Here is a 24,560-nt window from a genome sequence, read left to right on the forward strand (position 1 = left end):
CAGCAGCGAACCCGTCACATGATGGAGCAGCCGGCGGCCTCTCGGCCCCGGCCCAAGGTTTAGGAGCAAGAACGCCTGATGCAAAGCATGCCCGGTGCCTTATCGGCCCAACGACATGATCGGCACTTTGCGAACCCTTCAGTGGGATGGGCAAACTTCCCTCCGGAAAAAGCGGGCGGCCGTGTGGCGGTCCGCTTGATCAAGCGATTAGGGGTGGCGGCGCGAGGTGCGCCGGCTACCGACTTGATTTGGCGCGCGAGGCCATGGGGTCACGCGCGCCATACCGTATTCATTAGCGTAAGCGCGTGGTATCCGCGTACGCCGATGAATAGCCCGCTTCGAAGCGCACGTCCTGAACAGCGTCCGCGGGAAGCGGGTTTTGACGAAGGGTGTAGTTTGAACTGACTCTCATCTGAACCTGAAGGAGAACAACATGGCTACTGCCAAGAAGAAACCGGCTGCTAAGAAGGTCGCTGCCAAGAAGACCGTTGCGAAGAAGGCTGCTGCTCCGGCGAAGAAGGCCGCTGCAGTGAAGAAGGTTGCTGCAAAGAAGGTCGCGGTGAAGAAGGTTGCCGCGAAGAAGGCAGCACCGGCGAAGAAGGCCGCTGCGAAGAAGGTCGCGGCAAAGAAGGTCGCTGCGAAGAAAGTCGCGGTGAAGAAGGTTGCCGCGAAGAAAGTCGCGGTGAAGAAGGTTGCCGCGAAGAAGGCAGCACCGGCGAAGAAGGCCGCAGCGAAGAAGGTTGCTGCGAAGAAGGTCGCAGTGAAGAAGGTTGCTGCGAAGAAGGCAGCACCGGCTAAGAAGGCTGCTGCGAAGAAGGCCGCGCCGGCGAAGAAGGCTGCCGCCAAGAAGGCTGCGCCTGCGAAGAAGGCTGCTGCGAAGAAGGCTGCCCCTGCGAAGAAGGCTGCACCTGCCAAGAAGGCTGCCGCAGCACCGAAGGCCGCCGCAGCACCGAAGGCTGCCGCCGCACCGAAGGCTGCCGCCGCACCGAAGGCTGCCGCCCCGGCGAAGAAGGCTGCTGCTCCGAAGAAGGCCGTCGTGAAGAAGGCTGCACCGGCAACCACCGCGTCGACCGCATCGGTCGCGCCGGCATCGGGCGTGAAGACCGCGCTCAACCCGGCAGCGGCATGGCCGTTCCCGACCGGCAGCCGTCCGTAATCGCGGCTGACCAGTACCACCCGGACACTCACGTGGTGTCCGCGGGTTGAGTAGCGCTACTCAATCAGTCCCGCCATCTGGCTCAGGTGGCGGGATTTTTTTCGTCCGTATTCATCGAGGTGTCGACCGGTTGCCAGGCACGAACGAAAAAAAACGCATGTGCAGCGTCGCACATGCGTTCGACCGCGGCTTGCGCCGCGTGCTGAGGATGCTCGTTAGTGCGTGACGCGCGTGACGCCGCCGCTCGACAGCAGTCGCACACGCTCGCCGGCGCGGAACATTTCGCCGCTCGCCGCCTGCGTGATCGAGCGCAGGTCGCCGTTGTCGAGGCGCACGGTGATTTCGACACCGTTCGCCGTGCTGAGGTTTTCGCCGACCGCGTTGCCCGCGACCGCGCCGACGAGACCGCCCGCGATGGCCGTCAGGATCGACCCCTTGCCGCCGCCGATCGCGCTGCCCGCGACCGCGCCGAGCGCACCGCCACCGAGCGTGCCGATCGCGCTGCCGCCGCCGTCGGACTGGATGCGCACCGCACGGACGCTTTCGACCGTGCCCATGCGGACGGTTTGTTCGCGCTGCGCCTGGCCGACGCTATAGACATCTGCCGAGCCCGGCGCCGTGAAGCAGCCCGCGAGCGTCAGCGTGGCCGTCAGCATGGCGGCGAGCGTGAGGGTTTTCTTGGTCAACATTTTTACTCTCCCACAATATTCATTTGAGACTGTACCCGAAGGCAGCCTCGAAACGCGCGTCGATTTCGGCGCGCGTTAGTGCGTAAGTTTGAGGCCCCTGGTGGGCGATCTTGATCGAGCCCATCAGGCTCGCGAGGCGGCCCGTCGTTGCCCAGTCGAGGCCATTCTCGATGCCGTACAGCAGGCCGCCCCGGAAGGCGTCGCCGCAGCCGGTCGGATCGACGACACGCTCGGCTTGCACGACCGGAATCTGTTCTTCGCCGTTTTTGTGAAGAATGGTTGCGCCGTGCTCGCCGCGCGTGATGATCAACGCCTGAACCCGGCTGGCGATTTCCTGTTCGGACCAGCCCGTCTTGTCGCTGACGAGCTTGCCCTCGTAGTCGTTGACCGCGACGTAGGTCGCGAGTTCAATGATGCGGCGCAGCGTCGCACCATCGAACAGCGGCAGGCCCTGGCCCGGATCGAAGATGAACGGGATGCCGGCCTTCGCGAATTGCTCGGCGTGCTGGACCATCCCGTCGAAGCCGTCCGGCGCGACGATGCCGAGCTTGACGCCCGACACTTCGTCCGCGCGGTTCAGGTGCGACTGCATCATCGCGCCCGGGTGGAATGCGGTGATCTGGTTGTTCTCGAGATCGGTCGTGATCATCGCCTGCGCGGTATGCGTTTCGGGCACCACGCGCACGCTGGCCTTGGACAGGCCGAGGCTGTCGAGACGCTCGAGATAGCGATCGGCGTCGTTCGCGCCGACCGTCGCCATGATGCGCGCGTCGCCGCCGAGCATGTGCAGCGCGTAAGCGATGTTCCCCGCGCAACCGCCGAATTCGCGACGCATCGTCGGCACGAGGAAGCTCACGTTCAGAAGGTGAACCTGGTCGGGCAGGATGTGCTCGCGAAACCGGCCTTCGAAGGTCATGATGTTGTCGTAGGCGAGCGAGCCGCAAATCAGCGTAGTCAAGGCGTGCGTTCCTGTAGAGAGCAAAAAGAAGCGGCCGCCCGGCCGGTGCGCCGAGGCCGTCGGGCCTCGCGCGGCAGGGCCGGGCGGCAGCGGGTTACTTCAGTGCGGCGAGCGCTGCGTCGTAATTCGGCTCGTCCTTGATCTCGCCGACGAGTTCCGCGTGGATCACCTTGTCCTGCTCGTCGAGCACGACGACCGCGCGGGCCGTCAGGCCATTCAGCGGGCCGCTCGTCACGTCGACGCCGTACGCGTTCGCGAACGCGCGGGCGCCGCGGAACGTCGAAGCCGTCACGACGTTCGCGAGGCCTTCCGTCGTGCAGAAGCGCGTGGCGGCGAACGGCAGGTCGCCGGATACGACGATCACGACCGTGTTGTCGAGCGACGACGCGGCTTCGTTGAACTTGCGGGTCGACGTCGCGCAGGTCGGCGTGTCGAGGCTCGGGACGATGTTCAGCACCTTGCGCTTGCCGGCGAAGCTGGCGAGCGACAGATCGGCGAGGTCCTTGCCGACCAGCTTGAAGTCGGGGGCTTGCGAGCCGACGGCCGGGAACGTGCCGGCGAGATCGATCGGGTTGCCACCCAGCGTAACTTTGCTCATGTTCGTGCTCCGAAATAGCGCGCCGCTGCGGCGCGCGGGTTGAGACGGCGCGCATGCACGCGCCGCGGGGCGTCACGGATAGAAGATCTGGACGCGGAAATTCGAGGCGGGCGCGCCGTTCGTGTCGAGACGGACGATCATCGTCCGCGTCGTGCCGGGCGGCAGCCCGGCGTCGATCGGCGTGCCCGGGCGGACGTAGTCGCGCGGCGCGAGCACGCGGCGCACGGTCACGTGATTCGTGTCGTCGAGCAGCGTCAGCTCGAGCGACGGGTAGGCGAGTGCGACGCGGTAGCGGTTCGTCAACGGAACCTTCAACTCCAGCACGCGCGGGCCGTCGAGCTGGCGCAGGTCGGCCGCGTCGAGCCGCAGGCCGTCGATCGCGCGCGGCGGCGTGACCGTGCAGCCGAGCGGCGCGCACGCCTGCCGGAACCAGCCCTGCGTGACCGGCCAGTAGATCATCACGGTTTCGCGCTGCCACCACGCGAGTTGCGCGACGAGCAGCACCGCGAGCGCGGCAGCGACGAGTCCGCCGAAAAAGCCGCCGAGCATCCCGCGTCGCTCGGGCGCGCGCGTCTCGCGGGTCACGGCGAAGGGCGGGCGATCGTCGTCGGCCAGTGTGGCGGGGAACGGCGCGGCCGGTCGGACGGCCGGTTGGGCAGCCGTTTCGCTTGCGGCAGCGGCCGGTTCGGCGGCGCGTGCGTCGGCGTCGGCATCGTGTTCAGGGACGGCCTGCGCCGGCGTGAATGCGAAGCGCGGTTCGCGCGGTGCGTGTTCGTCGTCGGGTGCGGAGAAGTGCGCGTTGCCGACGGGTTCGTCCGCGTCTGCCGCCGACGGCGTGTGCGCGACGAAGCGCGGTTCGCGCAGGTCGGGTTCGGCGGGTGCCGTGGCCCGCGATGTGCCGGATGAGTCGGATGAGTCGGTTTCGTGCCGCGCCAAGTCCGGCTCGGCCGAAGCCGATGCGATCGGGGCAGGCGTGCCGGACAGGTGGACGACACCGGCGTTCATGGCCGGCAGCGCGAGCGGCACCAGCGGCTCGGTGCGCACGGTCCGTACGTTGTGCTGCAGGGACGGGTCGACGCCGCCATCGAGCCACGGCGCCCACATGTCCCAGCCTTCGGGCTTGTAGTCGGAACCGGACGCCGGTTCGACCGGCGCGGCGGTGGTGAAGAGCCGCACGGGCGCGGCTTCGTGTTGCGGTTCGGCGGCGGCCGGCCCGGCCGGTGCCGCTTCGGTCAGCGCCGGCTCGGGCTGCCGTGCCGGTTCGGGAACGAGCGACTGCGCCGCGTTGAAGACCTGATGGCAGTGTCCGCAGCGCACGAGCCCGTCATGCAGCGAGAGCTGTTCCGGCTGCAGCCGGAAGACGGTTTCGCAATGAGGGCAGCGCGTCGCAAGAAGCATGTCGAGCCGGGCGGCCTGCTGGCCAAAGTGAAGGACAGCGCTATTCTAATGGCTTTCCCGCCGCGTTCCGGCGAGGCATACCCAACCTTCGTGTTCGCGCCAGACCGAGATGTCGACATAGCGCGCATAGACGGCCGCGACTTCGTCCGCCTGGCGTGCGAGCACGCCCGACAGCGCGATGCGCCCGCCCGGTTTCACCTTCGATGCGAGCATCGACGCCATCAGCTTCAGCGGGTTCGACAGGATGTTGGCGACGACGATGTCGAATTCCCCGGCCGGGCACGCGTCGGGCAGCCCGTACGTCACGTCCGCATGGTTGCGTTCGCTGTTCTGCCGCGCCGATTCGACCGCTTGCGGATCGATGTCGATGCCGACCACGGGGTTCGCCCCGCATTTCTTCGCGAGGATCGCGAGGATGCCCGAGCCGCAGCCATAGTCGAGCACGGACTGGCCGGGCTTGACCGACTGTTCGAGCCATTCCATGCACAGGCGCGTGGTCGGGTGGCTGCCCGTGCCGAATGCGAGACCGGGGTCGAGTTCGAGGATCAGTGCATCGGGGTCGGGTGCGTCGTGCCACGACGGCACGACCCAGATCCGCTCGCCGATCGGAATCGGCTCGAACTGCGACTGCGTGAGCCGCACCCAGTCCTGCTCCTCGACTTCGCGCACGTCGAACTTCGGCGTATCGGCGATGCCGATCTCGTTCGCGGCCGCCGCGAGCAACACGGCCGGCTCGTGATCGGGCGACAGCAGCGCGATCACGCGCGAGTGCTGCCATGCGGTGCGTTCGGGCACGAGGCCCGGCTCGCCGAAGAGCGGCTGTTCGTCGGGCGTGTCGGCGTCGGCGTCCTCGACGGACACCGACAGCGCGCCGAGGTCGAGCAGCGCGTCGGACAGTGCCTCCGCATGCTCACGGGCCAGTTCGACGACGAGTTCGCGATAACTCATGCTTACGCTTCTTCCGGTGCGACCTGCTGCTTCTGCGCGAGCCGGTTTTCGAGGTAATGGATGCTGGTGCCGCCTTCGACGAACTTCGAGTCGATCATCAGCTCGCGGTGCAGCGGGATGTTGGTCTGGATGCCTTCGACGACCATCTCCGACAGCGCGATGCGCATCCGGCTGATCGCCTGCTCGCGGGTCGCGCCGTAGGTGATCAGCTTGCCGATCATCGAATCATAGTTCGGCGGCACGAAATAGCCATTGTAGGCATGCGAGTCGACGCGCACGCCGGGGCCGCCCGGCGTATGCCACGACGTGATCCGGCCCGGCGACGGCGTAAACTTGAACGGATCTTCGGCGTTGATCCGGCATTCGATCGCATGTCCGCGGAACTGGATGTCGCGCTGGCGCAGCGCGAGCTTCTCGCCGGCCGCGATGCGGATCTGTTCCTGCACGATGTCGACGCCCGTGATCAGCTCCGACACCGGATGCTCGACCTGCACGCGCGTGTTCATCTCGATGAAGTAGAACTCGCCGTTTTCGTACAGGAATTCGAACGTGCCCGCGCCGAGGTAGCCCATCTTCTTGCATGCGTCCGCGCAGCGGTCGCCGATGCGGTCGATCAGGCGGCGCGGAATGCCGGGCGCCGGCGCTTCCTCGATCACCTTCTGGTGGCGGCGCTGCATCGAGCAGTCGCGCTCGCCGAGCCAGATCGCGTTCTTGAACGCATCCGACAGCACCTGGATCTCGATGTGGCGCGGGTTCTCGAGGAACTTCTCCATGTACACCTGCGGGTTGCCGAACGCACGGCCGGCTTCCTCGCGGGTCATGTTGACCGCGTTGACGAGCGCGGCCTCGGTGTGCACGACGCGCATCCCGCGCCCGCCACCGCCGCCCGCCGCCTTGATGATGACCGGATAGCCGATCGCGCGCGCAATCTTCACTATCTCCTTCGGATCGTCCGGCAACGCGCCTTCCGAGCCCGGCACGCACGGCACGCCGGTCTTGATCATCGTCTGCTTCGCGGTGACCTTGTCACCCATCATGCGGATCGTTTCCGGGCGCGGGCCGATGAACGTGAAGCCCGATTGCTCGACGCGTTCCGCGAAGTCGGCGTTCTCCGACAGGAAGCCGTAGCCGGGGTGGATCGCCTCGGCATCGGTGACTTCCGCGGCGCTGATCAGCGCCGGCATGTTCAGATAGCTCAGGTTCGACGGGGCCGGGCCGATACAGACGGCTTCGTCCGCGAGGCGCACGTACTTGGCTTCCTTGTCGGCTTCCGAGTAGACGACCACCGTCTTGACGCCGAGTTCGCGGCACGCGCGCTGGATGCGCAGCGCGATTTCACCGCGGTTGGCAATGAGGATTTTTTCAAACATAGCGAGTATTCGTCTCTTCGAGGGGCGCGCGAACGGCGCCTGGCGAGCATCGGCGGCGCGCGGCCCGCAGGCCGCGCGGCGGGCTTAGCCGATCACGAAAAGCGGCTGGCCGTATTCGACGGCCTGGCCGTTCTCGACGAGGATTTCCTTGATCACGCCGGCCTTGTCCGACTCGATCTCGTTGAGCAGCTTCATTGCTTCGATGATGCAGATCGTCTGGCCTTCCTTGACCGTGTCGCCCACCTGGACGAACGGGTCCGCGCCCGGCGACGGCGCGCGATAGAACGTGCCGACCATCGGCGACGTCACGACGTGGCCTTGCGGCGCGGCGGGCGCGGCAGCGGCGCCTGCGGCCGGCGCGGCAGCGCCTTCGGTCGGCAGCGCGACCGCCGGGGCCGGCGCGCTGACCTGCGGGGCAAATCCGCCCGTCGGCTGGACATAGACCGGCGGCGCGTTCTTGACGATACGCACCTTGCCTTCGCCTTCCGTCACTTCCAGCTCGGAGATGCCGGATTCGGAGACGAGGTCGATCAGAGTTTTCAGCTTACGAAGATCCATCGGGAATTCCCCTTTCAATACGTGAAAGCGCCGGTGGGACCGGCGCTGAATCTAGATCGCGAAATCAGCCGCGCGACGCGCCTTGCAGCTTGTCGAGCGCGTACTCGAGCGCGTACAGATAACCTTTCCAGCCGAGACCGCAGATCACGCCTTCGGCCTGGTCGGAAAAGTAGGAGTGGTGCCTGAAGGCTTCGCGGCGGTGCACGTTCGACAGATGAACCTCGACGAACGGGATGCCAACGCCGGCGATCGCGTCCCGGATCGCGACGCTCGTGTGCGTATACGCGGCGGGATTGATCAGGATGAAATCGGTCTGTTCCTCCCGCGCGGCCTGGATGCGGTCGACGAGCGCGCCTTCATGGTTGCTCTGGAACGACGACAGTTCGGCGCCAGCTTCCTGCGCTCGCGCGGCAAGCGCTTGATCGATCTGCGCGAGCGTGACGCGGCCGTACACCTCCGGTTCCCGGGTGCCGAGAAGGTTCAGGTTGGGGCCGTGCAGCACCAGCAATCGTGTCATGGTCGCTTCTATTTCTGCGGAATTGCGCGAACTTTAGCGCTATTTAGAGAAATTTGTCTAGTTTTGCCGAACGGCCGGGCGCTCCGGACCTGCAAGAATTACCGGTGCGGCCGCAAAGTATCACCGAATTCACGTGAAATTGCGGCGATCGACCCATAAATCGCCGCCAACGCGCAGGCGGCCGTTCAGGGCGATCACAACGCGTCGAGGGTCTTTTTCAGCTCGGCCGGTTGGATTTGTCCCAATTTTGTCTCCCGAATCTTGCCGGTTTCGTCGATGACGACCGTAAACGGCAGCGCGCCGGCGGTATTTCCAAAATTACGGGCCAGATCGGCGCCCGCATAACCGCTGACGAAAACCGGATAGTCGACCTTCACCTTCTGCAGAAAGTTCTTCACGTTCTGGTCGGAATCGACGCCGATCCCGATGAAGCGGATCCCCTTCTGCTTGTATTGATGCGACAGCGCGACGAGCTCCGGCATCTCTTCGACGCACGGGCCGCACCATGACGCCCAGAAATTGACCACGACCTTCTGGCCCTTGAAGGAAGCGAGCGACGCCGGCTTGCCGTCGACACTGGTCAGCGACGCGGCCCACAGCTGGTCGACCGGGCTGCCTTTCGCGGCGGGTGCGGCGACGGCGACGCCGTCATCGGCGCTGCCGCCGCGGAACCAATGGCCGGCGGCGATTCCGCCGGCGACGGCGGCGGCCGCGACCACCGCGAGCGCCAACATGCGTTTCATCATCATCGTTGAATCATTCCGGTTCGGAAGGGGCGTTGCTGGCCTCGAGCAGCGCGCGCAACGCGGTGGCGTCGGCGCGGGCGACCCGGCCGCGGGCGTCGGCCTTGACCGCACCGCGCAGGTCGTCGCTCGCGTAGAGCGCGACGTGAATGCCGATCGCGTCCACGTCGCGCCGCGGGCGCCACAGGAAGCTGAGCGTCTCGACGTCGGCGCGACCGGCGAAATGCCGCGTTTCGGACACGTCGTACTGAACGTTCTGGTTCAGCAGGTAGATCGCGACGTCCTTCGGGTTGTCGGTGAATATCTGCAAATGGATGTCCGAATGCGCGTTCGCGGTGCCGTTCAGCACCGCGCCCGTCACGTACGGATTGAACTCGGCGAGCCGGCGCATCCAGTCGAGCGCGATCTCGCGCAGGCGGCGCAGTTCGTCCGGCTGCGTGTCGCTCTGGAACAGGGCGAGGTACTCGCGCAGTTCTTCCTCGATCAGATCGTTATCAGGCAGCCATTCGCCGGCAACGCGCGTATCGCCGAACAACTGGCGCGCGGCCTTGCGTTTCGCGCTGGCGTAATCGAGGCCGTCCTCCGCGATCAGGCGGGCGGCGGACTGGGCGATTTCCTCGCGGGCGCGCCGCGGGTCGACAAGAGGTTTGCGAGACATGATCCGGCAATCATACTCGATCGCCGCCACGGCCGAACGCGGTGCGGCCGGGTGCCGCCCGCCGCGCCGCGCGGCGTTCGGATCCATCGTTCGGGCCGCCGGGCAGGGCGGGCCGTCAGTTACAATGACGGTCTTTGTGTCGCGGCGAAAGTCGTTGGCCGGGCGGCCTGTCCGGCGTGCCGCAGACCTTCCTTTCCGAATCGACGGCGCCCGGCGGCGCGAAAGCATTCATCTATGCACATCCACATTCTTGGCATCTGCGGCACCTTCATGGGCGGTCTCGCCGTGCTCGCGCGCGAGGCGGGCCACACGGTGACGGGTTGCGACGCGGGAGTCTATCCGCCGATGAGCACGCAGCTCGAGGCGCAGGGCATCACGCTGATCGAGGGCTACGGCGCCGAGCAGATCGACCTGAAGCCCGACCTGTTCGTGATCGGCAACGTCGTCACGCGCGGCAATCCGCTGATGGAGGCGATTCTCGATCGCGGCCTGCCGTATGTATCGGGCCCGCAATGGCTCGGCGAGCACGTGCTGGCCGGCAAATGGGTGCTGGCGGTCGCGGGCACGCACGGCAAGACGACCACGTCGTCGATGCTCGCGTGGCTGCTGGAAGATGCCGGCCTGAACCCGGGCTTCCTGATCGGCGGTGTGCCGCTGAACTTCGGCGTGTCGGCGCGGCTGACGGATTCGAGTTTCTTCGTGATCGAGGCCGACGAATACGATACGGCGTTCTTCGACAAGCGCTCGAAGTTCGTCCACTACCGGCCGCGCACCGCGGTGCTCAACAATCTCGAATTCGATCACGCCGACATCTTCCCGGATCTCGCCGCGATCGAAACGCAATTCCATCACCTCGTGCGCACCGTGCCGGGCGTTGGCCGGATCGTGACCAACGGCCGCTCGGACGCGCTGGAGCGCGTGCTCGCGCGCGGCTGCTGGAGCGAGGTCGAGCGCTTCGGCGTCGACGGCGGCTGGCAGGCGCTGCCGGCCGAAGACGGCGTGCCGGTCGACGAGCGTTTCGCGGTGTACTCGCAGGCCGAGCGCGTCGGCGAAGTCGCGTGGCAGGTGCAGGGCGACCACAACCGGATGAACGCGCTCGCGGCGATCGCCGCCGCGCGCCATGTCGGCGTGCCGCCCGCGCAGGCCGCCGAATCCCTCGCGTCGTTCCGCAACGTGAAGCGGCGCATGGAAGTGCGCGGCAGCGTGGACGGCGTGACCGTCTACGACGACTTCGCGCACCATCCGACCGCGATCGAAACGACGATCGCCGGCCTTCGTGCGCGCATCGGCCGCCAACATTCCCGCATTCTCGCCGTGCTCGAGCCGCGTTCGAACACGATGAAGCTCGGTGTGATGAAGGCGCAATTGCCTGCAAGCCTCGCCGACGCCGACCTGGTGTTCGGCTACGGTGCCCCGACCGGGCGCGACGCGCTCGGCTGGAACCTCGGCGACGCGCTCGCGCCGCTCGGCGACAAGGCCCATGCGTTCGACGATCTCCACCTGCTCGTGAAATCGGTCGTCGAGGCCGCGCGCCCGGGCGACCACGTGCTCGTGATGAGCAATGGCGGCTTCGGCGGCGTGCACCAGAAGCTGCTCGACGCGCTCGGGAGCCGCGCGTGATCCTGTACCTGCACGGATTCCGGTCGTCGCCGGAGTCGCAGAAGTCGCGGCTCCTCGCCGCGCGCATGGCCGAACTCGGTCGCACGCACGAGTGGCGCTGCCCGTCGCTGTCGGTATCGCCGCTCGAGGCGATCGCCGTCGCGGAGGCCGAGGTGGCCGGTGCGCGCGACGTGACGGTGATCGGCAGCTCGCTCGGCGGCTACTACGCAACCTGGCTCGCCGAAAAGCACGGCTGGAAGGCGGTCGTGCTGAATCCGGCGATCATGCCGCAGCGCGACCTCGGGCAGTATCTGGGCGAACAGCCGCTGTGGCACGGCGGCGGGTCGATCGTCGTCGAACGCCGTCACCTGCACGAGCTCGATGCGCTGCGCGTGCCGGCGATTTCGCGGCCCGAACGCTACTATCTGTTCGCGGCGACCGGCGACGAAGTGCTGGACTACCGCGAGATGCTCGCCCATTACCCGGGCGCGAAAACGCGCGTGATCGAAGGCAGCGATCATGGAATCAGTGAATTTGCCGACTATATCGACGACGTTCTCGCCTTTTGCGACGAATGAACGTCATGAACCCGGCGTCATGCCGATCGAATTCCCATCATCATGCGGCGCCGCCGATGCGGCGCTCGGCAGTCTGAACGAGAGTACTGAGTGAACGTTTTCTTCGAGGAATCGGGCAGTTTCAAGGCGGGCAGCGTGCTGTCGCGCCAGGGCGACGCGTTTCAGGTCGAATTGCCCGGCGGGCGACGCGCGAAGGTGCGCGCAAAAGACGTGCTGATCGAATTCGAGAAGCCGGCCGCCAGCGAGCTGATGCAGGAAGCCGATACGGCCGCGCAGCAGATCGACCTGGATTTCCTGTGGGAATGCGCGCCGGCCGAGGAGTTCGCGTACACGGCGCTGGCCTCGGAATATTTCGGCGCGACCTACGGCCCGGTCGAGCGCGCGGCGCTGGTGCTGCGGCTGCACGGCTCGCCCGTCTACTTCCGCCGCAAGGGGCGCGGCCAGTATCAGCGGGCGCCGGAAGATCAGCTCAAGATGGCGCTCGCGTCGCTCGAGCGCAAGCGTCAGCAGGCGCTCGTCCAGGCGCAGTATGAAGAGGAACTGAAGGCCGGCAAGCTGCCGGAAGCGTTCGCGGGCAAGGTGCTCGGGCTGCTGACGCGGCCGGACAAGAACGCGATCGAATACAAGGCGATGGAAGCGGCGGCCGGGGCGCGCGGCGTGTCGCCGGCGCGGTTGATGCTCGACTGCGGTGGCATCGCGTCGCCGCGTGCGCTGCACGAGGCGCGCTTCCTCGCGGAATTCTTCCCGCACGGCACGGGCTTCCCCGCCGTCACGGTCGGCCCGCTGCCGGACGACCTGCCGCGCGCGGACGTCGAGGCGTTCTCGATCGACGACATCACGACGACCGAAATCGACGACGCGTTCTCGGTCGAACACCTGTCCGACGGTCGCGTGCGGATCGGCGTGCACATCGCGGCGCCGGCGCTCGGCATCGTGCGCGGCGACGCGGTCGACGCGATCGCGCGCGCGCGCCTGTCGACCGTCTACATGCCGGGCGACAAGATCACGATGCTGCCCGACGACGTCGTCGACGTGTTCACGCTGAAGGAAGGCGATTACCGCCCGGCGCTGTCGCTGTACATCATCGTCAACCGCGAGACGCAGGAGATCGTCGCGAACGAGACGCGCGCCGAACTCGTGTTCGTGAAGAACAACCTGCGCCACAACACGCTGGACGAGCTCGTCACCGAAGAGACGCTCGCGGCCGGCACCGGCGACTACCCGCACAAGGACGATATCGCCGTGCTGTGGCCGCTCGCGCAGGCGCTGTTCGAGAAGCGCCAGGTCGCGCGCGCGGGCTATGGCCTGAAGCGCGAAGTGCAGCGCAACACCGACTACAACTTCTACGTCGAAGGCGAGCACGTGACGATCACGCCGCGCCGCCGCGGGTCGCCGCTCGACCTGATCGTGTCGGAGCTCGCGATCCTCGCGAACTCGACATGGGGCGCGTTCCTGCACGATCACACGGTGCCGGGCATCTACCGCTCGCAGCGCGGCTTCGGCGCGCCGGGCCCGAAGCGCACGCGGATGCAGACGACGGCCGCGCCGCACGAAGGCCTCGGCGTCGCTCAATACGCGTGGAGCACGTCGCCGCTGCGCCGCTATGTCGACCTCGTGAACCAGTGGCAGCTGCTCGCATGCGTGCAGCACGGCGTCACGGCCAAGCTCGCCGCGCCGTTCAAGCCGAAGGACGCCGACCTGTACGCGGTCGTGCAGGGCTTCGACGATACCTATACCGCCTACGCCGACTACCAGCGCCGGATGGAGTATTTCTGGTGCCTGCGCTGGCTCGCGCAGGAGCAGAAGAAGCAGGTCGTCGCGAGCGTCGTGAAGGGCGACCTGGTGCGCCTCGAGGAAATTCCGCTGCTGCTGCACGTCCCGGGGCTCGGCGTGCATGCGCGCGGCACGCGCGTGCTGCTCGACGTGATGTCGCTCGACGAGCTGACGATCGAGGCGTCGGTGCGACTGCTGAACGTGCTCGACGCGCCGACCGTGACGAGCGGCGACGCGGCCGAAGACGAAGACGAAACCGAAGGCGGCGACGACACGCTGGTCGATGCGGCGGACGCGTCGGCGGAAACCGAGGCCGAGGCACTGGCCGAAGCGGACGGCGCGGCGGTCGCAGATGGCGAGGCCGCGAACGGCACCGGCCAGGAAAGCGAAGAGGGGCGCGCATTATGAACGCAGCCGCGTCGACGAGCGGCGCCGACCGCTACGTGGTGTTCGGCAATCCGGTGGCGCACAGCAAGTCGCCGTTCATCCATGCGCAGTTCGCCGCGCAGACGGGCGAGGCGATCGTCTACGAGCACCGGCTCGCGCCGGTCGACGGTTTCGAGGCCGCCGTGCGCGCGTTCGTCGCCGAAGGCGGACGCGGCGCGAACGTGACGGTGCCGTTCAAGCTCGACGCGCATGCGCTCGCCGACACGCTGTCGCCGCGCGCGGCGGCGGCGGGCGCGGTGAACACGCTACGCATCGAAGCCGACGGCCGCATCTACGGTGACAACACGGATGGCGTCGGTCTCGTGCGCGACATCGAATCGAACCTCGGCGTGTCGCTTGCGGGTGCGCGCATCCTGTTGCTCGGCGCGGGCGGCGCGGCGCGCGGCGTCGTGTTGCCGATGCTCGAGCGCGCGCCGCTGTCGATCACGATCGTGAACCGCACAGCGAGCAAGGCCGAGGCGCTCGTCGGTCAGTTCACGCAGGCCGCGCACGATGCGGGCTGCGTGCTGTCGGGCGGCGGCCCGGACACCGTGCGAGCGGAGCCGTACGACGTGATCGTCAACGCGACGGCCGGCAGCCTCGACGCGGCGCTGCCGGAGTGCGACGCGGCCGCGTTCGGCGCGGGCACGCTCGCGTACGACATGATGTACGGCGCGCAGCCGACCGTGTTCATGCAGCATGCGGCGTCGCTCGGCGCGCGCACGGCTGACGGGCTCGGGATGCTGGTCGAGCAGGCGGCCGAATCGTTCTACATCTGGCGCGGCGTGCGGCCGGACGGCGCACCGGTGCTGGCCGCGCTGCGTCAGGCGCTCGCGGCGGCCTGACCGGAGCGCGGCAGGTGGTGGCGGTAAGCGGCACGCAGCGCACGCGGACGATCAGCCCGACCCGCTGGATCGTCTATGCGGGTTCGGTGTTCGCGGGCGCGTGGCTCGCGACGCAGCTGTTCTATCTCGTGCAGATCGCGCTGTGGTCGTTCATCAATCCGGGCTCCACCGCGTTCATGCGGACCGACGCATGGTGGCTGTCGCGCGACAATCCGCCCGCGCGGATCCAGCACCAGTGGGTGCCGTACGACCAGATCTCGCGCAACCTGAAGCGCGCGCTGATCGCGTCGGAGGATTCGACCTTCGCGACCAACAACGGCTACGACGTCGACGCGATCCTGCAGGCGTGGGAGAAGAACAAGGCGCGTGGCCGGATCGTCGCGGGCGGTTCGACGATCACGCAGCAGCTCGCGCGCAATCTGTTCCTGTCGCGCGAGAAGAGCTACATCCGCAAGGGGCAGGAGCTGATCATCACGTGGATGCTCGAGACGGTGCTCGACAAGGAGCGGATCTTCGAGATCTACCTGAATTCCGTCGAATGGGGCCGCGGCGTGTATGGTGCCGAGGCCGCCGCCCGCTATTACTACAGAATTCCCGCGAGCCGGCTCGGCGCGTGGCAGTCGGCGCGTCTCGCGGTGATGCTGCCGAAGCCGCGCTGGTTCGACGCGCACCGCGGCTCGGCCTACCAGGCCCAGCGCGCGGCCGTGATTGCCCGCCGGATGGGCGCGGCCGAACTTCCGCAATCGCAGTGAGCGGCGCGCTCGCGCCGTGACATTGTCCGTTCCGTCGCCGGCGCGCCATTGGTGCGCTGCAGCGCATTCGTGTCGCCCGCATTTCGGGACGCATCCATTAGACGAATTCATCTATTTCGCTTTACTGAGCAATGCCCGCCCGCGCGAGATTTTGTTTGCCGATATGGCACGAAATCCGCGTGGGTTGAGTGTTTTCCGGCTAGGCGCGAAAGCAATTGAAAGACTGTTGAAACGCAGCGGTTCGTGAATTGAAGCATTCCTGAAAGGTGTGCGCCGCACCGAGCGTCGATCAAATATTTCCAAATTTTTCAAAGCCGACCCGCTCACGTATATTGGCCAGCGCCTCGGCTCATCGGCCGCAATCGAGGCGGGGGGCGGCTTACCCGGCTGCTCGACATAAAAAACATTCGAGAGAAGGAAAGCAACGATGCCAGCGAGCAAAGCGAAGCTGTTGTTGGGGGTTGTGTTCTCTTCGCTGATTCTGACGGCCTGCAACGACGACGTGACGTCGTCCTCGGCAGCAGGTACCGACAATTCAGCCGATCCCGCCGCTCAGGTGGACAAGCCGTACAACGATCCCAACAGTTATTCGTCGAGCGCGACCGCGTCGCTCGACGCGTCCGCCGCGGTCGAAAAGGCCGCCGTCACCCATCACCAGATCACGCTGAACGGCAAGACGATTCGCTACACGGCGACGGCCGGCCACCTCGTCGCGCGCAATCCGCAGACGGGCGCGCCCGAAGCATCGTTCTTCTACGTCGCGTACACCGCCGACAACCAGCCCGCGGCGAAGCGGCCCGTCACGTTCCTGTATAACGGCGGCCCCGGCTCCGCATCGGTGTGGCTGCATCTCGGCTCGTTCGGTCCGAAACGGATCCAGACGGGCGACCCGAACGCGAACGCGTCGACGTTCCCGTTCGTCGACAACGCGGAAAGCCTGCTCGACACGACCGACCTCGTGTTCGTCGACGCGATCGGCACCGGCTTCTCGGAGGCGATCGCGCCGAACACGAACCAGACGTTCTGGGGCGTCGACCAGGACGGCGGCGCGTTCCGCGACTTCGTGATGCGCTATATCGCCGTGAACCAGCGCAACGATTCGCCGAAGTACCTGTTCGGCGAGTCGTACGGCACACCGCGCACCGACGTGCTCGCGAACCTGCTCGAGACGGCCGGCGTGAAGCTCGACGGCATCGTGCTGCAGTCGTCGATCCTGAACTACAACGCGAACTGCGACATGGCGAGCGACTATGTCGGCAACTCGAACAACGGGGCGAGCCCCGTGAGTTGCGCGGGCTTCGTGCCGTCCTACGGCACGGTCGGCGCGTACTACCAGCTCGACAACCCGAACCCGTCGAGCCTGCCGCAATATGCGGACCAGATGCGCCAGCTGACGGCCGGCAGCTACGTGCCCGCCGTGAACGCGTATCTCGCGAGCCACACGCCGCCCCCGCCGACGCTCGTCACGACGATGGTGAATTCGACCGGCGTGAAGCAGTCGCTGTGGAACGCGGACTTCAACGTCGTCCCGACCTTCTTCGACAACAGCTTCCAGGTGTCGCTGATTCCGGGCACGCTGATCGGCCGCTACGACGCACGCGTGAACGTGCCGTCGTCGAGCCCGCTCGCGGCGGACGGTGACCCGTCGAGCACGTTCATCACGAAGCCGTTCACCGACACGATCGGCAGCTACCTGCCGAACGTGCTCAAGTACAGCGCGCAGTCGGCGTATTCGTTGAGCAGCAATGCGATCCAGACCTGGGACTGGACGCACGACGGCCTCGCGATGCCCGACACGATTCCCGATCTTGCGGCTGCGCTGACGCTGAATCCGTCGCTGAAGGTGCTGTCGCTGAACGGGTATCACGACATCGCGACGCCGTTCTACCAGACCGAGCTCGACCTCGCCCGGCTCGGCTCGCAACCGAACCTGACGATCAAGGACTATCAGGGTGGACACATGGTCTATCTCGACGATACGTCGCGTCCGCAGGAGAAAGCCGACCTCGTGACCTTCTACAACGCGGCCGCGCACTGATGCGATGTGCGGGCCTGGCGACGCGCGCCCGTGGCGGCGCCGTTCGCCAGCCGTCGACGACCTCATTCCAGACTGGAGCCTGACATGAAGAAACGTTTCATCGTCGTTGCCGCCGCGCTCGCATGCGCCGGCGTTGCAGCATCCGCATCGGTGTCCGCGTTCGCGCAGGCGAGCGACGCCGTCACTCCGGCGCGCGCGCGCCAGGCGCAGCTCGGCGATCCGTACGTGCCGCCGGCCGCGCGCAAGCCGACCGCCGGCACGCAGACGACGGGCGCCGCGCTGCACGCGCAGGTGGTGCGCAAGCTCGCGCGGCAGTTCGGCGCGGCCGATACGCAGAACACCGGTTCGATCACCGAAGCGCAGGCGCGCGCGGCCGGCCTCGGCTATGTCGCGAATCACTTCCGGCAGATCGACGCGAGCGGTAACGGTCGCGTGTCGTTCGCCGACGTGCAGCGCTACATGCAGGCGCGCAGCACGAACCAGCAGTAAGCGCGGCGTGCATGACCAACGGGGGCGGGACCCGCGACGCGTCGGGTTCCGCCCCCGTGCGCATGGCGCGACCGTTTCGCGACCTCTGCCGGTTTATCTCATTATCTGGGCAACGCATTCAAATATTGGAGACGAATGCGTGCGCTCCTACAATCCGAAGCACATCGACAGCTTCGGACCCACGCATCGCGCGGCGCCCGACGCACACGGAGACACATTCCATGAAGTTCGCCGGGCGCTTTCCTCGGTGCATCGACCGCCGCGTTGCCGCGACGCCCGACCTCGTTCCGGCGTCGCGACAGCGGCTTCACCGATTCGGCTGAAGAAACCCGTTCCATGACCAAGATGCCCGATTCCCTTGCTCTCGACGCCCGGCGCGCGACGCCGGGCGATGCGCCGCTCACCGACACCATCGGCGCGACCAGCACACCGCTCGACCTCACCGCGCAGCAGGCCGGTACGCAGACGCTGTTGCGCGGTCTCGCGATCCTCGAAGCGATCGCGAACGGCGCGCGCGACATGCGTGCGATCGGCGCCGCGCTCGGCACGACGCGCAGCACGACGCACCGTCTCGTCAGCAGCCTCGTGCAGGCGCGCTACCTGCGCCAGGTGCAGGGCGGCTACCTGCTCGGCCCGAAGCTGATCGAGCTCGGCACGATCGCGCTCGAACAGATGCCGCTCACGGCGGTCGCGCGGCCGCACCTCGAGGCGCTCGCCGAAGCGACGCTCGACACGATCCACCTCGGCGTGCGCGACGGCGATGACGTGCTGTACATCGACAAGATTCCCGGCACGCGCGGCCTCGAGATGCGCTCGCGTGTCGGCCACCGGATGCCGCTCGCATCGACCGGCATCGGCAAGGCGATGATGCTCGACCTCGATCCCGACCTGTGGCGCTCGCTGTTCGAAGCCGCGCGGCGCGCGCTGGCCGGCGTCAACTTCAAGCCGGACAACCGGCCCGAGACGAGCGCGTTCCTGCAGCGCATGGCGCATTACGCGGCCGGCGGCTACACGTTCGACCTCGAGGAAAACGAGGCGTCGATCCGCTGCGTGGCCGCGCCGATCCGCGACGCGTCGGGCGCGATCGTCGCGGCCGTATCGGTGGCGAGCACGATTCCGTACATGCCGCACGACCGGATGGACGAACTGATTCCGCTCGTGCAGCGCGAAGCGCGAGCCATTTCCGCGGAACTGGGCTGGAGCTCGCCGCAGGGTACCCGCAGGATCAAACGATGACCAATTCGACCCGGACCGCTCCGGACGCCTCCTGCGCCGCACCGTCGCTGATCGCGCTCGACTGGGGCACGACGTCGCTGCGCGCGTATCTGTTCGACGCGCACGGTGCGCTGCTCGACACGCGCAGCCGCGCCGCGGGCGTGATGCATGTGCCGGCCGGCGGCGCGCGAGCCTTCGACGTCGTGTTCGAGGAAGCGTGCGGCGACTGGCTCGACCGCGCGCCGGGCGTGCCGGTGCTGGCCGCCGGGATGGTCGGCAGCGCACAGGGCTGGCGCGAGGCGCCGTACGTCGAGGTGCCGGCCGGCGCCGACGCGCTCGTCGCGGGGCTCGTCACGGTGACGACGTCGCGCGGCACGACGGTGTCCATCGTGCCGGGCGTGATCGCGACGGGCGAATTGCCCGACGTGATGCGCGGCGAAGAAACGCAGATATTCGGCGCACTCGCGAACGATCCCATGCTTGACGCAGATCGTTCAGGCGTACTGATCGGATTGCCGGGCACGCATGCGAAGTGGGCATGGGTGAAGGACGGGCTCATCGAGCGCTTCCAGACGTTCATGACCGGCGAGTTGTTCGCGGCGCTGCGCGATCACACGATCCTCGGCCGCACGATGCGCGCGAGCGCGTCGCCCGACCGCGCGGCATTCGCGCGCGGCGTCGCGGTGGCCCGCGGTGCGCAGCGCGCGGGGTTGCTCGCGACGATCTTCAGCACGCGCACGCTCGGCTTGACCGACCGGCTCGCGCCCGATGCGCAGGGCGATTACCTGTCCGGCCTGCTGATCGGCCATGAGCTGAACGCACTCGACGCGATGCTGGCGGAACGCGGTGTCGCGCTCGCGAACCAGCCGCTGTTGCTGATCGGCGACGACGGATTGTGCGCGCGCTACGTCGACGCGTTGAGCGTGTTCGGCTGCACGCATGCGCGCGTCGTCGCTCAGGCGACGGAGCGCGGCTTGTGGTGGATCGCGTCGCGCGCCGGGCTCGTGCGCGCGGATGGCGAGCCCGTCTGCGCCGACCAAAGAATCGATTGAAGAGGAATCGCCGATGTCGTCCGACCTTACGCTGCCCGCACCATATACACCGCACGCCGCGCTGATGCGCGCGTTCGACGCGTGCCCGCTGATCGCGATCATGCGCGGCATCACGCCCGCCGAAGCGGCTGACCACGGCCTTGCGCTGCACGAAGCGGGCTTCCGGATCGTCGAGGTGCCGCTCAACTCGCCCGATCCGTTCGGCAGCATCGCGGCGCTGCGCCGCGCGCTGCCCGACGACATGATCGTCGGCGCTGGCACCGTGCTGCGCGCCGAGCATGTCGACCGCGTGCAGGACGCGGGCGGCACGCTGATCGTGATGCCGCACAGCGACGCTGCCGTGATCCGCCGTGCGCGCGAGCGCGGGCTCGCGAGCGCACCGGGTGTCGCGACGCCGACCGAGGCGTTTGCCGCGCTCGCAAACGGCGCCGACGTGCTGAAGATGTTCCCGGCCGAGCAGCTCGGCGTGCCCGTCGTGAAGGCGTGGCGTGCGGTGATCGACCGCGCGGTGCCGCTGATTCCCGTCGGCGGGATTTCCCCGGACAACATGCAGCCGTTCCTCGCGGCCGGCGCCAACGGCTTCGGGCTCGGTTCGGCGCTGTACCGGCCCGGCCAGTCGGCGGACGCGACCGCAGCGAACGCGCGCGCGTTCCAGGCCGGCCTGCGCGTGGCGCGCGGCGGAGCCGCATGATGGGACGCCTCACGGGCAAGGTCGCGATGGTGACGGGCGCGGGCCGCGGGATCGGCGCCGCGATCGCGCAGGCGTTCGCGCGCGAGGGCGCGGCCGTCGCGCTCGTCGACCTCGACTTCCCGCAAGCGCAGCGCACGGCCGCGGCGATCGCCGACGACATCGACGGCGCGCGCGTGCTGCCGCTGCATGCGGATGTCGCGCGGCAGGATTCGGTGCGCGACGCGCTCGCGCAGACCGAAGCCGCATTCGGCCCGCTCGACGTGCTCGTGAACAACGCGGGCATCAATGTGTTCGCCGATCCGCTGACGATGACGGACGAAGACTGGCGCCGCTGCTTCGCCGTCGACCTCGACGGCGTATGGCACGGCTGCCGCGCGGCGCTGCCGGGGATGGTCGAACGCGGCCGCGGCAGCATCGTGAACATCGCGTCGACGCATGCGTTCCGGATCATCCCGGGCTGCTTTCCGTACCCGGTCGCGAAACACGGCGTGCTGGGCCTCACGCGTGCGCTCGGCATCGAATACGCGGCGCGCAACGTGCGCGTGAACGCGATCGCGCCCGGTTACATCGAGACGCAGCTCACGCGCGACTGGTGGGACGCGCAGGCCGACCCGGCGGCGGCACGCGCCGAGACGCTCGCGCTGCAGCCGATGAAGCGGATCGGCAAGCCGGAAGAAGTCGCGATGACGGCCGTGTTTCTCGCCTCCGACGAGGCGCCGTTCATCAATGCCGCTTGCATCACCGTCGACGGCGGGCGCGCGGCGCTGTACCACGACTGACGCAACGATTCGACAGACCGCACGTGCGACGGCCGCGCGCACGCTGCGTCGAAACCAACAAGCGGCTGTATTCCGTTCGATGAAGACAAGGAGACACTGGAGATGAAACGCAGAACCTTCGTAACGCTTGCCGCCGCGGCGGCAGTGGTGATCGGAAGCCCGGTCGCGCACGCGGCCGACCCGGTCAAGATCGGCTTCCTGGTGAAGCAGCCGGAAGAGCCGTGGTTCCAGGACGAGTGGAAGTTCGCCGAGATCGCGGCAAAGAACAAGGGCTTCACGCTCGTGAAGATCGGCGCCCCGTCGGGCGAGAAGGTGATGAGCGCGATCGACAACCTGTCCGCGCAGAAGGCGCAGGGCTTCATCATCTGCACGCCCGACGTGAAGCTCGGGCCGGGCATCGTCGCGAAGGCGAAGTCGCACAACCTGAAGATGATGACGGTCGACGACCGCCTCGTCGACGGCGCGGGCAAGCCGATCGAGGCGGTGCCGCACATGGGGATCTCCGCGTACAACATCGGCAAGCAGGTCGGCGACGGCATCGCGGCCGAGATCAAGAAGCGCGGCTGGGACATGAAGGACGTCGGCGCGATCGACATCACCTACGAGCAGCTGCCGACCGCGCACGACCGCACGAGCGGCGCGACCGACGCGCTGGTGGCGGCCGGCTTCCCGAAGGCGAACGTGATCGCGGCGCCGCAGGCGAAGACCGACACCGAGAACGCGTTCAACGCGGCGAACATCGCGCTCACCAAGAACCCGCAGTTCAAGCACTGGGTCGCGTACGGCCTGAACGACGAGGCCGTGCTCGGCGCGGTGCGCGCGGCCGAAGGGCGCGGCTTCAAGGCGGACAACATGATCGGCATCGGCATCGGTGGTTCCGATTCGGCGCTGAACGAATTCAAGAAGCCGCAGCCGACGGGCTTCTACGGCACCGTGATCATCAGCCCGAAGCGCCACGGCGAGGAAACTTCGGACCTGATGTACGCGTGGATCACGCAGGGCAAGGCACCGCCGGCGCTGACGCTGACGACGGGCATGCTCGCGACGCGCGACAACGTGTCGAAGGTGCGCGACGAGATGGGGCTCGCATCGAAGTAAGCCGCCCGCCGGCTGCCGCGGCGATGCGGCGGCCGGCGACCGATGGAACTGCAAGTGGGGAGACGACGTGTCAGCGGCACTGCGTTTTGACAATATCGGCAAGGTATTTCCCGGCGTGCGCGCACTCGACGGCATCTCGTTCGACGTGCGCGCGGGCGAGGTGCATGGCCTGATGGGCGAGAACGGCGCGGGCAAGTCGACGCTGCTGAAGATTCTCGGCGGCGAATACCAGCCCGATGCGGGCAGCGTGCTGGTCGACGGCCAGCCCGTGCATTTTTCGAGTGCGGCCGCGTCGATCGCGGCCGGCATTGCGGTGATTCACCAGGAACTGCAGTACGTGCCCGACCTGACGGTCGCGGAGAACCTGTTGCTCGGCCGCCTGCCGAATGCGCTCGGCTGGGTGAGGAAAGGCGAGGCGAAGCGCCATGTGCGCGAACGGCTCGCGGCGATGGGCGTCGATCTCGATCCCGACGCGAAACTCGGGCGGCTGTCGATCGCGCAGCGGCAGATGGTCGAGATCTGCAAGGCGCTGATGCGCAACGCGCGCGTAATCGCGCTCGACGAACCGACGAGCTCGCTGTCGCATCGCGAGACCGAGGTGCTGTTCAAGCTCGTCGACGACCTGCGCGCGCAGGGCCGCGCGCTGATCTACATCTCGCACCGGATGGACGAGATCTACCGGCTGTGCGATGCGTGCACGATCTTTCGCGACGGGCGCAAGATCGCGTCGCACGAATCGCTCGCCGACGTGCCGCGCGAGCGGCTGGTTGCCGAGATGGTCGGGCGCGAGATCGCGGACATTTACCACTACGCGCCGCGTGCGCTCGGCGACGTGCGGTTTTCGGCCGAAGGCGTCGACGGCCCCGCGTTGCGCGAGCCGGCGAGCTTCTCGGTGCGCGCGGGCGAGATCGTCGGCTTCTTCGGGCTGGTCGGCGCGGGGCGCAGCGAACTGATGCGGCTCGTGTACGGCGCGGACCGCCGACGCGCGGGCGCGCTGACGCTCGACGGCAAGCGCATCGACGTGAAGCGCACCGGCGACGCGATCCGTCACGGCATCGTGCTGTGCCCGGAAGACCGCAAGGAGGAAGGGATCATCGCGATGGCGTCGGTCGCGGAGAACATCAACATCAGCTGCCGCCGTCATTCGCTGCGCGCGGGCCTGTTCATCGACCGCAAGACCGAAAATGAAACGGCCGACCGCTTCATCCAGCGGCTGAAGATCAAGACGCCGAACCGGCGGCAGAAGATCCGTTTCCTGTCGGGCGGCAACCAGCAGAAGGCGATCCTGTCGCGTTGGCTCGCGGAGCCCGACCTGAAGGTCGTGATCCTCGACGAGCCGACGCGCGGCATCGACGTCGGCGCGAAGCACGAGATCTACGACGTGATCTACCGGCTCGCGGAGCGCGGCTGCGCGATCGTGATGGTGTCGTCGGAACTGCCGGAAGTGCTCGGCGTGTCCGACCGCATCGTCGTGATGCGCGAAGGCCGCATCGCGGGCGAGCTGCCGCGCGAGCAGGCGAACGAGCATGCGGTGCTGAACCTCGCGCTGCCGCAGACTGGCGTCGCCGAGGCGGCCTGACGCGGTTTCAGGTCGCCGCGAGCGACGCACGACATTCGAATCGATCAAGCGCG

At 67.4% G+C, this 24,560-nt stretch carries 25 protein-coding genes; 15 read left to right on the top strand and 10 right to left on the bottom strand.

Annotation, left to right across the window (positions count from 1 at the left end):
- Positions 1-78 precede the first annotated feature (78 nt).
- Positions 79-405 carry a hypothetical protein gene (locus tag WS75_RS32405; RefSeq protein WP_082721943.1) on the top strand — a complete coding sequence of 109 codons (327 nt, stop codon included), beginning with the start codon at positions 79-81 and terminating at the stop codon, positions 403-405.
- 28 nt (positions 406-433) lie between these two features.
- On the top strand, positions 434-1,156 hold the full coding sequence (locus tag WS75_RS18325) for a histone H1-like DNA-binding protein (protein ID WP_059681816.1): 723 nt from the start codon (positions 434-436) through the stop codon (positions 1,154-1,156).
- Positions 1,157-1,371: 215 nt separating this feature from the next.
- Here WS75_RS18325 and WS75_RS18330 read toward each other — a convergent pair whose 3' ends face one another.
- The 10 genes from WS75_RS18330 to WS75_RS18375 all read right to left on the bottom strand — a co-directional run bounded on the left by WS75_RS18330 (position 1,372) and on the right by WS75_RS18375 (position 9,593).
- Positions 1,372-1,845: a glycine zipper 2TM domain-containing protein gene (locus WS75_RS18330; protein ID WP_059465339.1), complete on the bottom strand. Its 474-nt coding sequence runs from the start codon at positions 1,843-1,845 to the stop codon at positions 1,372-1,374.
- A 19-nt stretch (positions 1,846-1,864) separates the two neighbouring features.
- Positions 1,865-2,803, bottom strand: a complete 939-nt coding sequence (locus WS75_RS18335; protein ID WP_059681818.1) for a carbohydrate kinase family protein — start codon at positions 2,801-2,803, stop codon at positions 1,865-1,867.
- 94 nt (positions 2,804-2,897) lie between these two features.
- Complete coding sequence (tpx, locus tag WS75_RS18340) at positions 2,898-3,401, bottom strand: thiol peroxidase (protein WP_059681819.1); 504 nt, start codon at positions 3,399-3,401, stop codon at positions 2,898-2,900.
- 72 nt (positions 3,402-3,473) lie between these two features.
- Complete coding sequence (locus WS75_RS18345) at positions 3,474-4,799, bottom strand: DUF3426 domain-containing protein (protein ID WP_059681821.1); 1,326 nt, start codon at positions 4,797-4,799, stop codon at positions 3,474-3,476.
- A 45-nt stretch (positions 4,800-4,844) separates the two neighbouring features.
- Positions 4,845-5,747, bottom strand: coding sequence for a 50S ribosomal protein L11 methyltransferase (gene prmA / locus WS75_RS18350; protein ID WP_059681828.1), 903 nt, complete (start codon positions 5,745-5,747; stop codon positions 4,845-4,847).
- 2 nt (positions 5,748-5,749) lie between these two features.
- On the bottom strand, positions 5,750-7,117 hold the full coding sequence (gene accC / locus WS75_RS18355) for an acetyl-CoA carboxylase biotin carboxylase subunit (RefSeq protein ID WP_034182676.1): 1,368 nt from the start codon (positions 7,115-7,117) through the stop codon (positions 5,750-5,752).
- Between the two features lie 84 nt (positions 7,118-7,201).
- Complete coding sequence (accB, locus tag WS75_RS18360; protein WP_059681830.1) at positions 7,202-7,675, bottom strand: acetyl-CoA carboxylase biotin carboxyl carrier protein; 474 nt, start codon at positions 7,673-7,675, stop codon at positions 7,202-7,204.
- A 64-nt stretch (positions 7,676-7,739) separates the two neighbouring features.
- Positions 7,740-8,192 (bottom strand): type II 3-dehydroquinate dehydratase, encoded by a 453-nt coding sequence (gene aroQ / locus WS75_RS18365; protein WP_040143361.1) that lies wholly within the window; start codon positions 8,190-8,192, stop codon positions 7,740-7,742.
- Between the two features lie 194 nt (positions 8,193-8,386).
- Positions 8,387-8,941 carry a TlpA family protein disulfide reductase gene (locus WS75_RS18370; protein WP_059681833.1) on the bottom strand — a complete coding sequence of 185 codons (555 nt, stop codon included), beginning with the start codon at positions 8,939-8,941 and terminating at the stop codon, positions 8,387-8,389.
- Between the two features lie 7 nt (positions 8,942-8,948).
- Positions 8,949-9,593, bottom strand: a complete 645-nt coding sequence (locus WS75_RS18375) for a hypothetical protein (protein WP_059681884.1) — start codon at positions 9,591-9,593, stop codon at positions 8,949-8,951.
- Positions 9,594-9,827: 234 nt separating this feature from the next.
- On the opposite strand from WS75_RS18375, the gene mpl reads away from it, so the two are divergent.
- The 13 genes from mpl (at position 9,828) to araG (ending at position 24,507) form a co-directional block, all read left to right on the top strand.
- On the top strand, positions 9,828-11,213 hold the full coding sequence (gene mpl / locus WS75_RS18380; protein WP_059681835.1) for a UDP-N-acetylmuramate:L-alanyl-gamma-D-glutamyl-meso-diaminopimelate ligase: 1,386 nt from the start codon (positions 9,828-9,830) through the stop codon (positions 11,211-11,213).
- Entirely contained in the window at positions 11,210-11,770 is a 561-nt protein-coding gene (locus WS75_RS18385; RefSeq protein WP_059681838.1) for a YqiA/YcfP family alpha/beta fold hydrolase, read from the top strand. The genes mpl and WS75_RS18385 overlap by 4 nt, the downstream gene beginning before the upstream one ends.
- 90 nt (positions 11,771-11,860) lie before the next feature.
- Entirely contained in the window at positions 11,861-13,951 is a 2,091-nt protein-coding gene (locus WS75_RS18390; RefSeq protein WP_059681841.1) for a ribonuclease catalytic domain-containing protein, read from the top strand.
- Positions 13,948-14,814 (top strand): shikimate dehydrogenase, encoded by an 867-nt coding sequence (aroE, locus tag WS75_RS18395; protein WP_059681843.1) that lies wholly within the window; start codon positions 13,948-13,950, stop codon positions 14,812-14,814. The genes WS75_RS18390 and aroE overlap by 4 nt, the downstream gene beginning before the upstream one ends.
- 14 nt (positions 14,815-14,828) lie before the next feature.
- Positions 14,829-15,566 (top strand): monofunctional biosynthetic peptidoglycan transglycosylase, encoded by a 738-nt coding sequence (mtgA, locus tag WS75_RS18400; RefSeq protein ID WP_059681846.1) that lies wholly within the window; start codon positions 14,829-14,831, stop codon positions 15,564-15,566.
- Between the two features lie 427 nt (positions 15,567-15,993).
- Positions 15,994-17,604, top strand: a complete 1,611-nt coding sequence (locus WS75_RS18405; RefSeq protein ID WP_059681849.1) for a S10 family peptidase — start codon at positions 15,994-15,996, stop codon at positions 17,602-17,604.
- Between the two features lie 84 nt (positions 17,605-17,688).
- On the top strand, positions 17,689-18,093 hold the full coding sequence (locus WS75_RS18410) for an EF-hand domain-containing protein (RefSeq protein WP_059681852.1): 405 nt from the start codon (positions 17,689-17,691) through the stop codon (positions 18,091-18,093).
- Positions 18,094-18,429: 336 nt separating this feature from the next.
- Positions 18,430-19,329 (top strand): IclR family transcriptional regulator, encoded by a 900-nt coding sequence (locus WS75_RS18415; RefSeq protein WP_059681855.1) that lies wholly within the window; start codon positions 18,430-18,432, stop codon positions 19,327-19,329.
- On the top strand, positions 19,326-20,360 hold the full coding sequence (locus tag WS75_RS18420) for a 2-dehydro-3-deoxygalactonokinase (RefSeq protein WP_059681856.1): 1,035 nt from the start codon (positions 19,326-19,328) through the stop codon (positions 20,358-20,360). The genes WS75_RS18415 and WS75_RS18420 overlap by 4 nt, the downstream gene beginning before the upstream one ends.
- A gap of 13 nt (positions 20,361-20,373) precedes the next feature.
- On the top strand, positions 20,374-21,051 hold the full coding sequence (locus WS75_RS18425) for a 2-dehydro-3-deoxy-6-phosphogalactonate aldolase (RefSeq protein WP_059681858.1): 678 nt from the start codon (positions 20,374-20,376) through the stop codon (positions 21,049-21,051).
- Positions 21,051-21,830, top strand: coding sequence for an SDR family oxidoreductase (locus WS75_RS18430; RefSeq protein ID WP_059681887.1), 780 nt, complete (start codon positions 21,051-21,053; stop codon positions 21,828-21,830). Before WS75_RS18425 ends, WS75_RS18430 begins: the two co-directional genes overlap by 1 nt.
- 102 nt (positions 21,831-21,932) lie before the next feature.
- Positions 21,933-22,928: an arabinose ABC transporter substrate-binding protein gene (locus WS75_RS18435; RefSeq protein WP_059681861.1), complete on the top strand. Its 996-nt coding sequence runs from the start codon at positions 21,933-21,935 to the stop codon at positions 22,926-22,928.
- Between the two features lie 67 nt (positions 22,929-22,995).
- Positions 22,996-24,507, top strand: coding sequence for an L-arabinose ABC transporter ATP-binding protein AraG (gene araG, locus WS75_RS18440; RefSeq protein ID WP_059681863.1), 1,512 nt, complete (start codon positions 22,996-22,998; stop codon positions 24,505-24,507).
- The last annotated feature ends 53 nt before the right edge of the window (positions 24,508-24,560 follow it).

Origin of the sequence: Burkholderia sp. FL-7-2-10-S1-D7 (assembly GCF_001524185.1) — a bacterium.
In the GTDB taxonomy this organism is placed as follows: Bacteria; Pseudomonadota; Gammaproteobacteria; order Burkholderiales; family Burkholderiaceae; genus Burkholderia; species Burkholderia diffusa.

Bases quoted from the DNA above. Each gene is read 5' to 3' on its own strand.
- WS75_RS32405 (WP_082721943.1), top strand. From the start codon at position 79: ATGCAAAGCATGCCCGGTGCCTTATCGGCCCAACGACATGATCGGCAC.
- WS75_RS18325 (WP_059681816.1), top strand. From the start codon at position 434: ATGGCTACTGCCAAGAAGAAACCGGCTGCTAAGAAGGTCGCTGCCAAG.
- WS75_RS18330 (WP_059465339.1), bottom strand. From the start codon at position 1,845: ATGTTGACCAAGAAAACCCTCACGCTCGCCGCCATGCTGACGGCCACG.
- tpx (WP_059681819.1), bottom strand. From the start codon at position 3,401: ATGAGCAAAGTTACGCTGGGTGGCAACCCGATCGATCTCGCCGGCACG.
- WS75_RS18345 (WP_059681821.1), bottom strand. From the start codon at position 4,799: ATGCTTCTTGCGACGCGCTGCCCTCATTGCGAAACCGTCTTCCGGCTG.
- prmA (WP_059681828.1), bottom strand. From the start codon at position 5,747: ATGAGTTATCGCGAACTCGTCGTCGAACTGGCCCGTGAGCATGCGGAG.
- accC (WP_034182676.1), bottom strand. From the start codon at position 7,117: ATGTTTGAAAAAATCCTCATTGCCAACCGCGGTGAAATCGCGCTGCGC.
- accB (WP_059681830.1), bottom strand. From the start codon at position 7,675: ATGGATCTTCGTAAGCTGAAAACTCTGATCGACCTCGTCTCCGAATCC.
- aroQ (WP_040143361.1), bottom strand. From the start codon at position 8,192: ATGACACGATTGCTGGTGCTGCACGGCCCCAACCTGAACCTTCTCGGC.
- WS75_RS18370 (WP_059681833.1), bottom strand. From the start codon at position 8,941: ATGATGATGAAACGCATGTTGGCGCTCGCGGTGGTCGCGGCCGCCGCC.
- WS75_RS18375 (WP_059681884.1), bottom strand. From the start codon at position 9,593: ATGTCTCGCAAACCTCTTGTCGACCCGCGGCGCGCCCGCGAGGAAATC.
- mpl (WP_059681835.1), top strand. From the start codon at position 9,828: ATGCACATCCACATTCTTGGCATCTGCGGCACCTTCATGGGCGGTCTC.
- aroE (WP_059681843.1), top strand. From the start codon at position 13,948: ATGAACGCAGCCGCGTCGACGAGCGGCGCCGACCGCTACGTGGTGTTC.
- WS75_RS18405 (WP_059681849.1), top strand. From the start codon at position 15,994: ATGCCAGCGAGCAAAGCGAAGCTGTTGTTGGGGGTTGTGTTCTCTTCG.
- WS75_RS18410 (WP_059681852.1), top strand. From the start codon at position 17,689: ATGAAGAAACGTTTCATCGTCGTTGCCGCCGCGCTCGCATGCGCCGGC.
- WS75_RS18415 (WP_059681855.1), top strand. From the start codon at position 18,430: ATGACCAAGATGCCCGATTCCCTTGCTCTCGACGCCCGGCGCGCGACG.
- WS75_RS18420 (WP_059681856.1), top strand. From the start codon at position 19,326: ATGACCAATTCGACCCGGACCGCTCCGGACGCCTCCTGCGCCGCACCG.
- WS75_RS18425 (WP_059681858.1), top strand. From the start codon at position 20,374: ATGTCGTCCGACCTTACGCTGCCCGCACCATATACACCGCACGCCGCG.
- WS75_RS18430 (WP_059681887.1), top strand. From the start codon at position 21,051: ATGGGACGCCTCACGGGCAAGGTCGCGATGGTGACGGGCGCGGGCCGC.
- WS75_RS18435 (WP_059681861.1), top strand. From the start codon at position 21,933: ATGAAACGCAGAACCTTCGTAACGCTTGCCGCCGCGGCGGCAGTGGTG.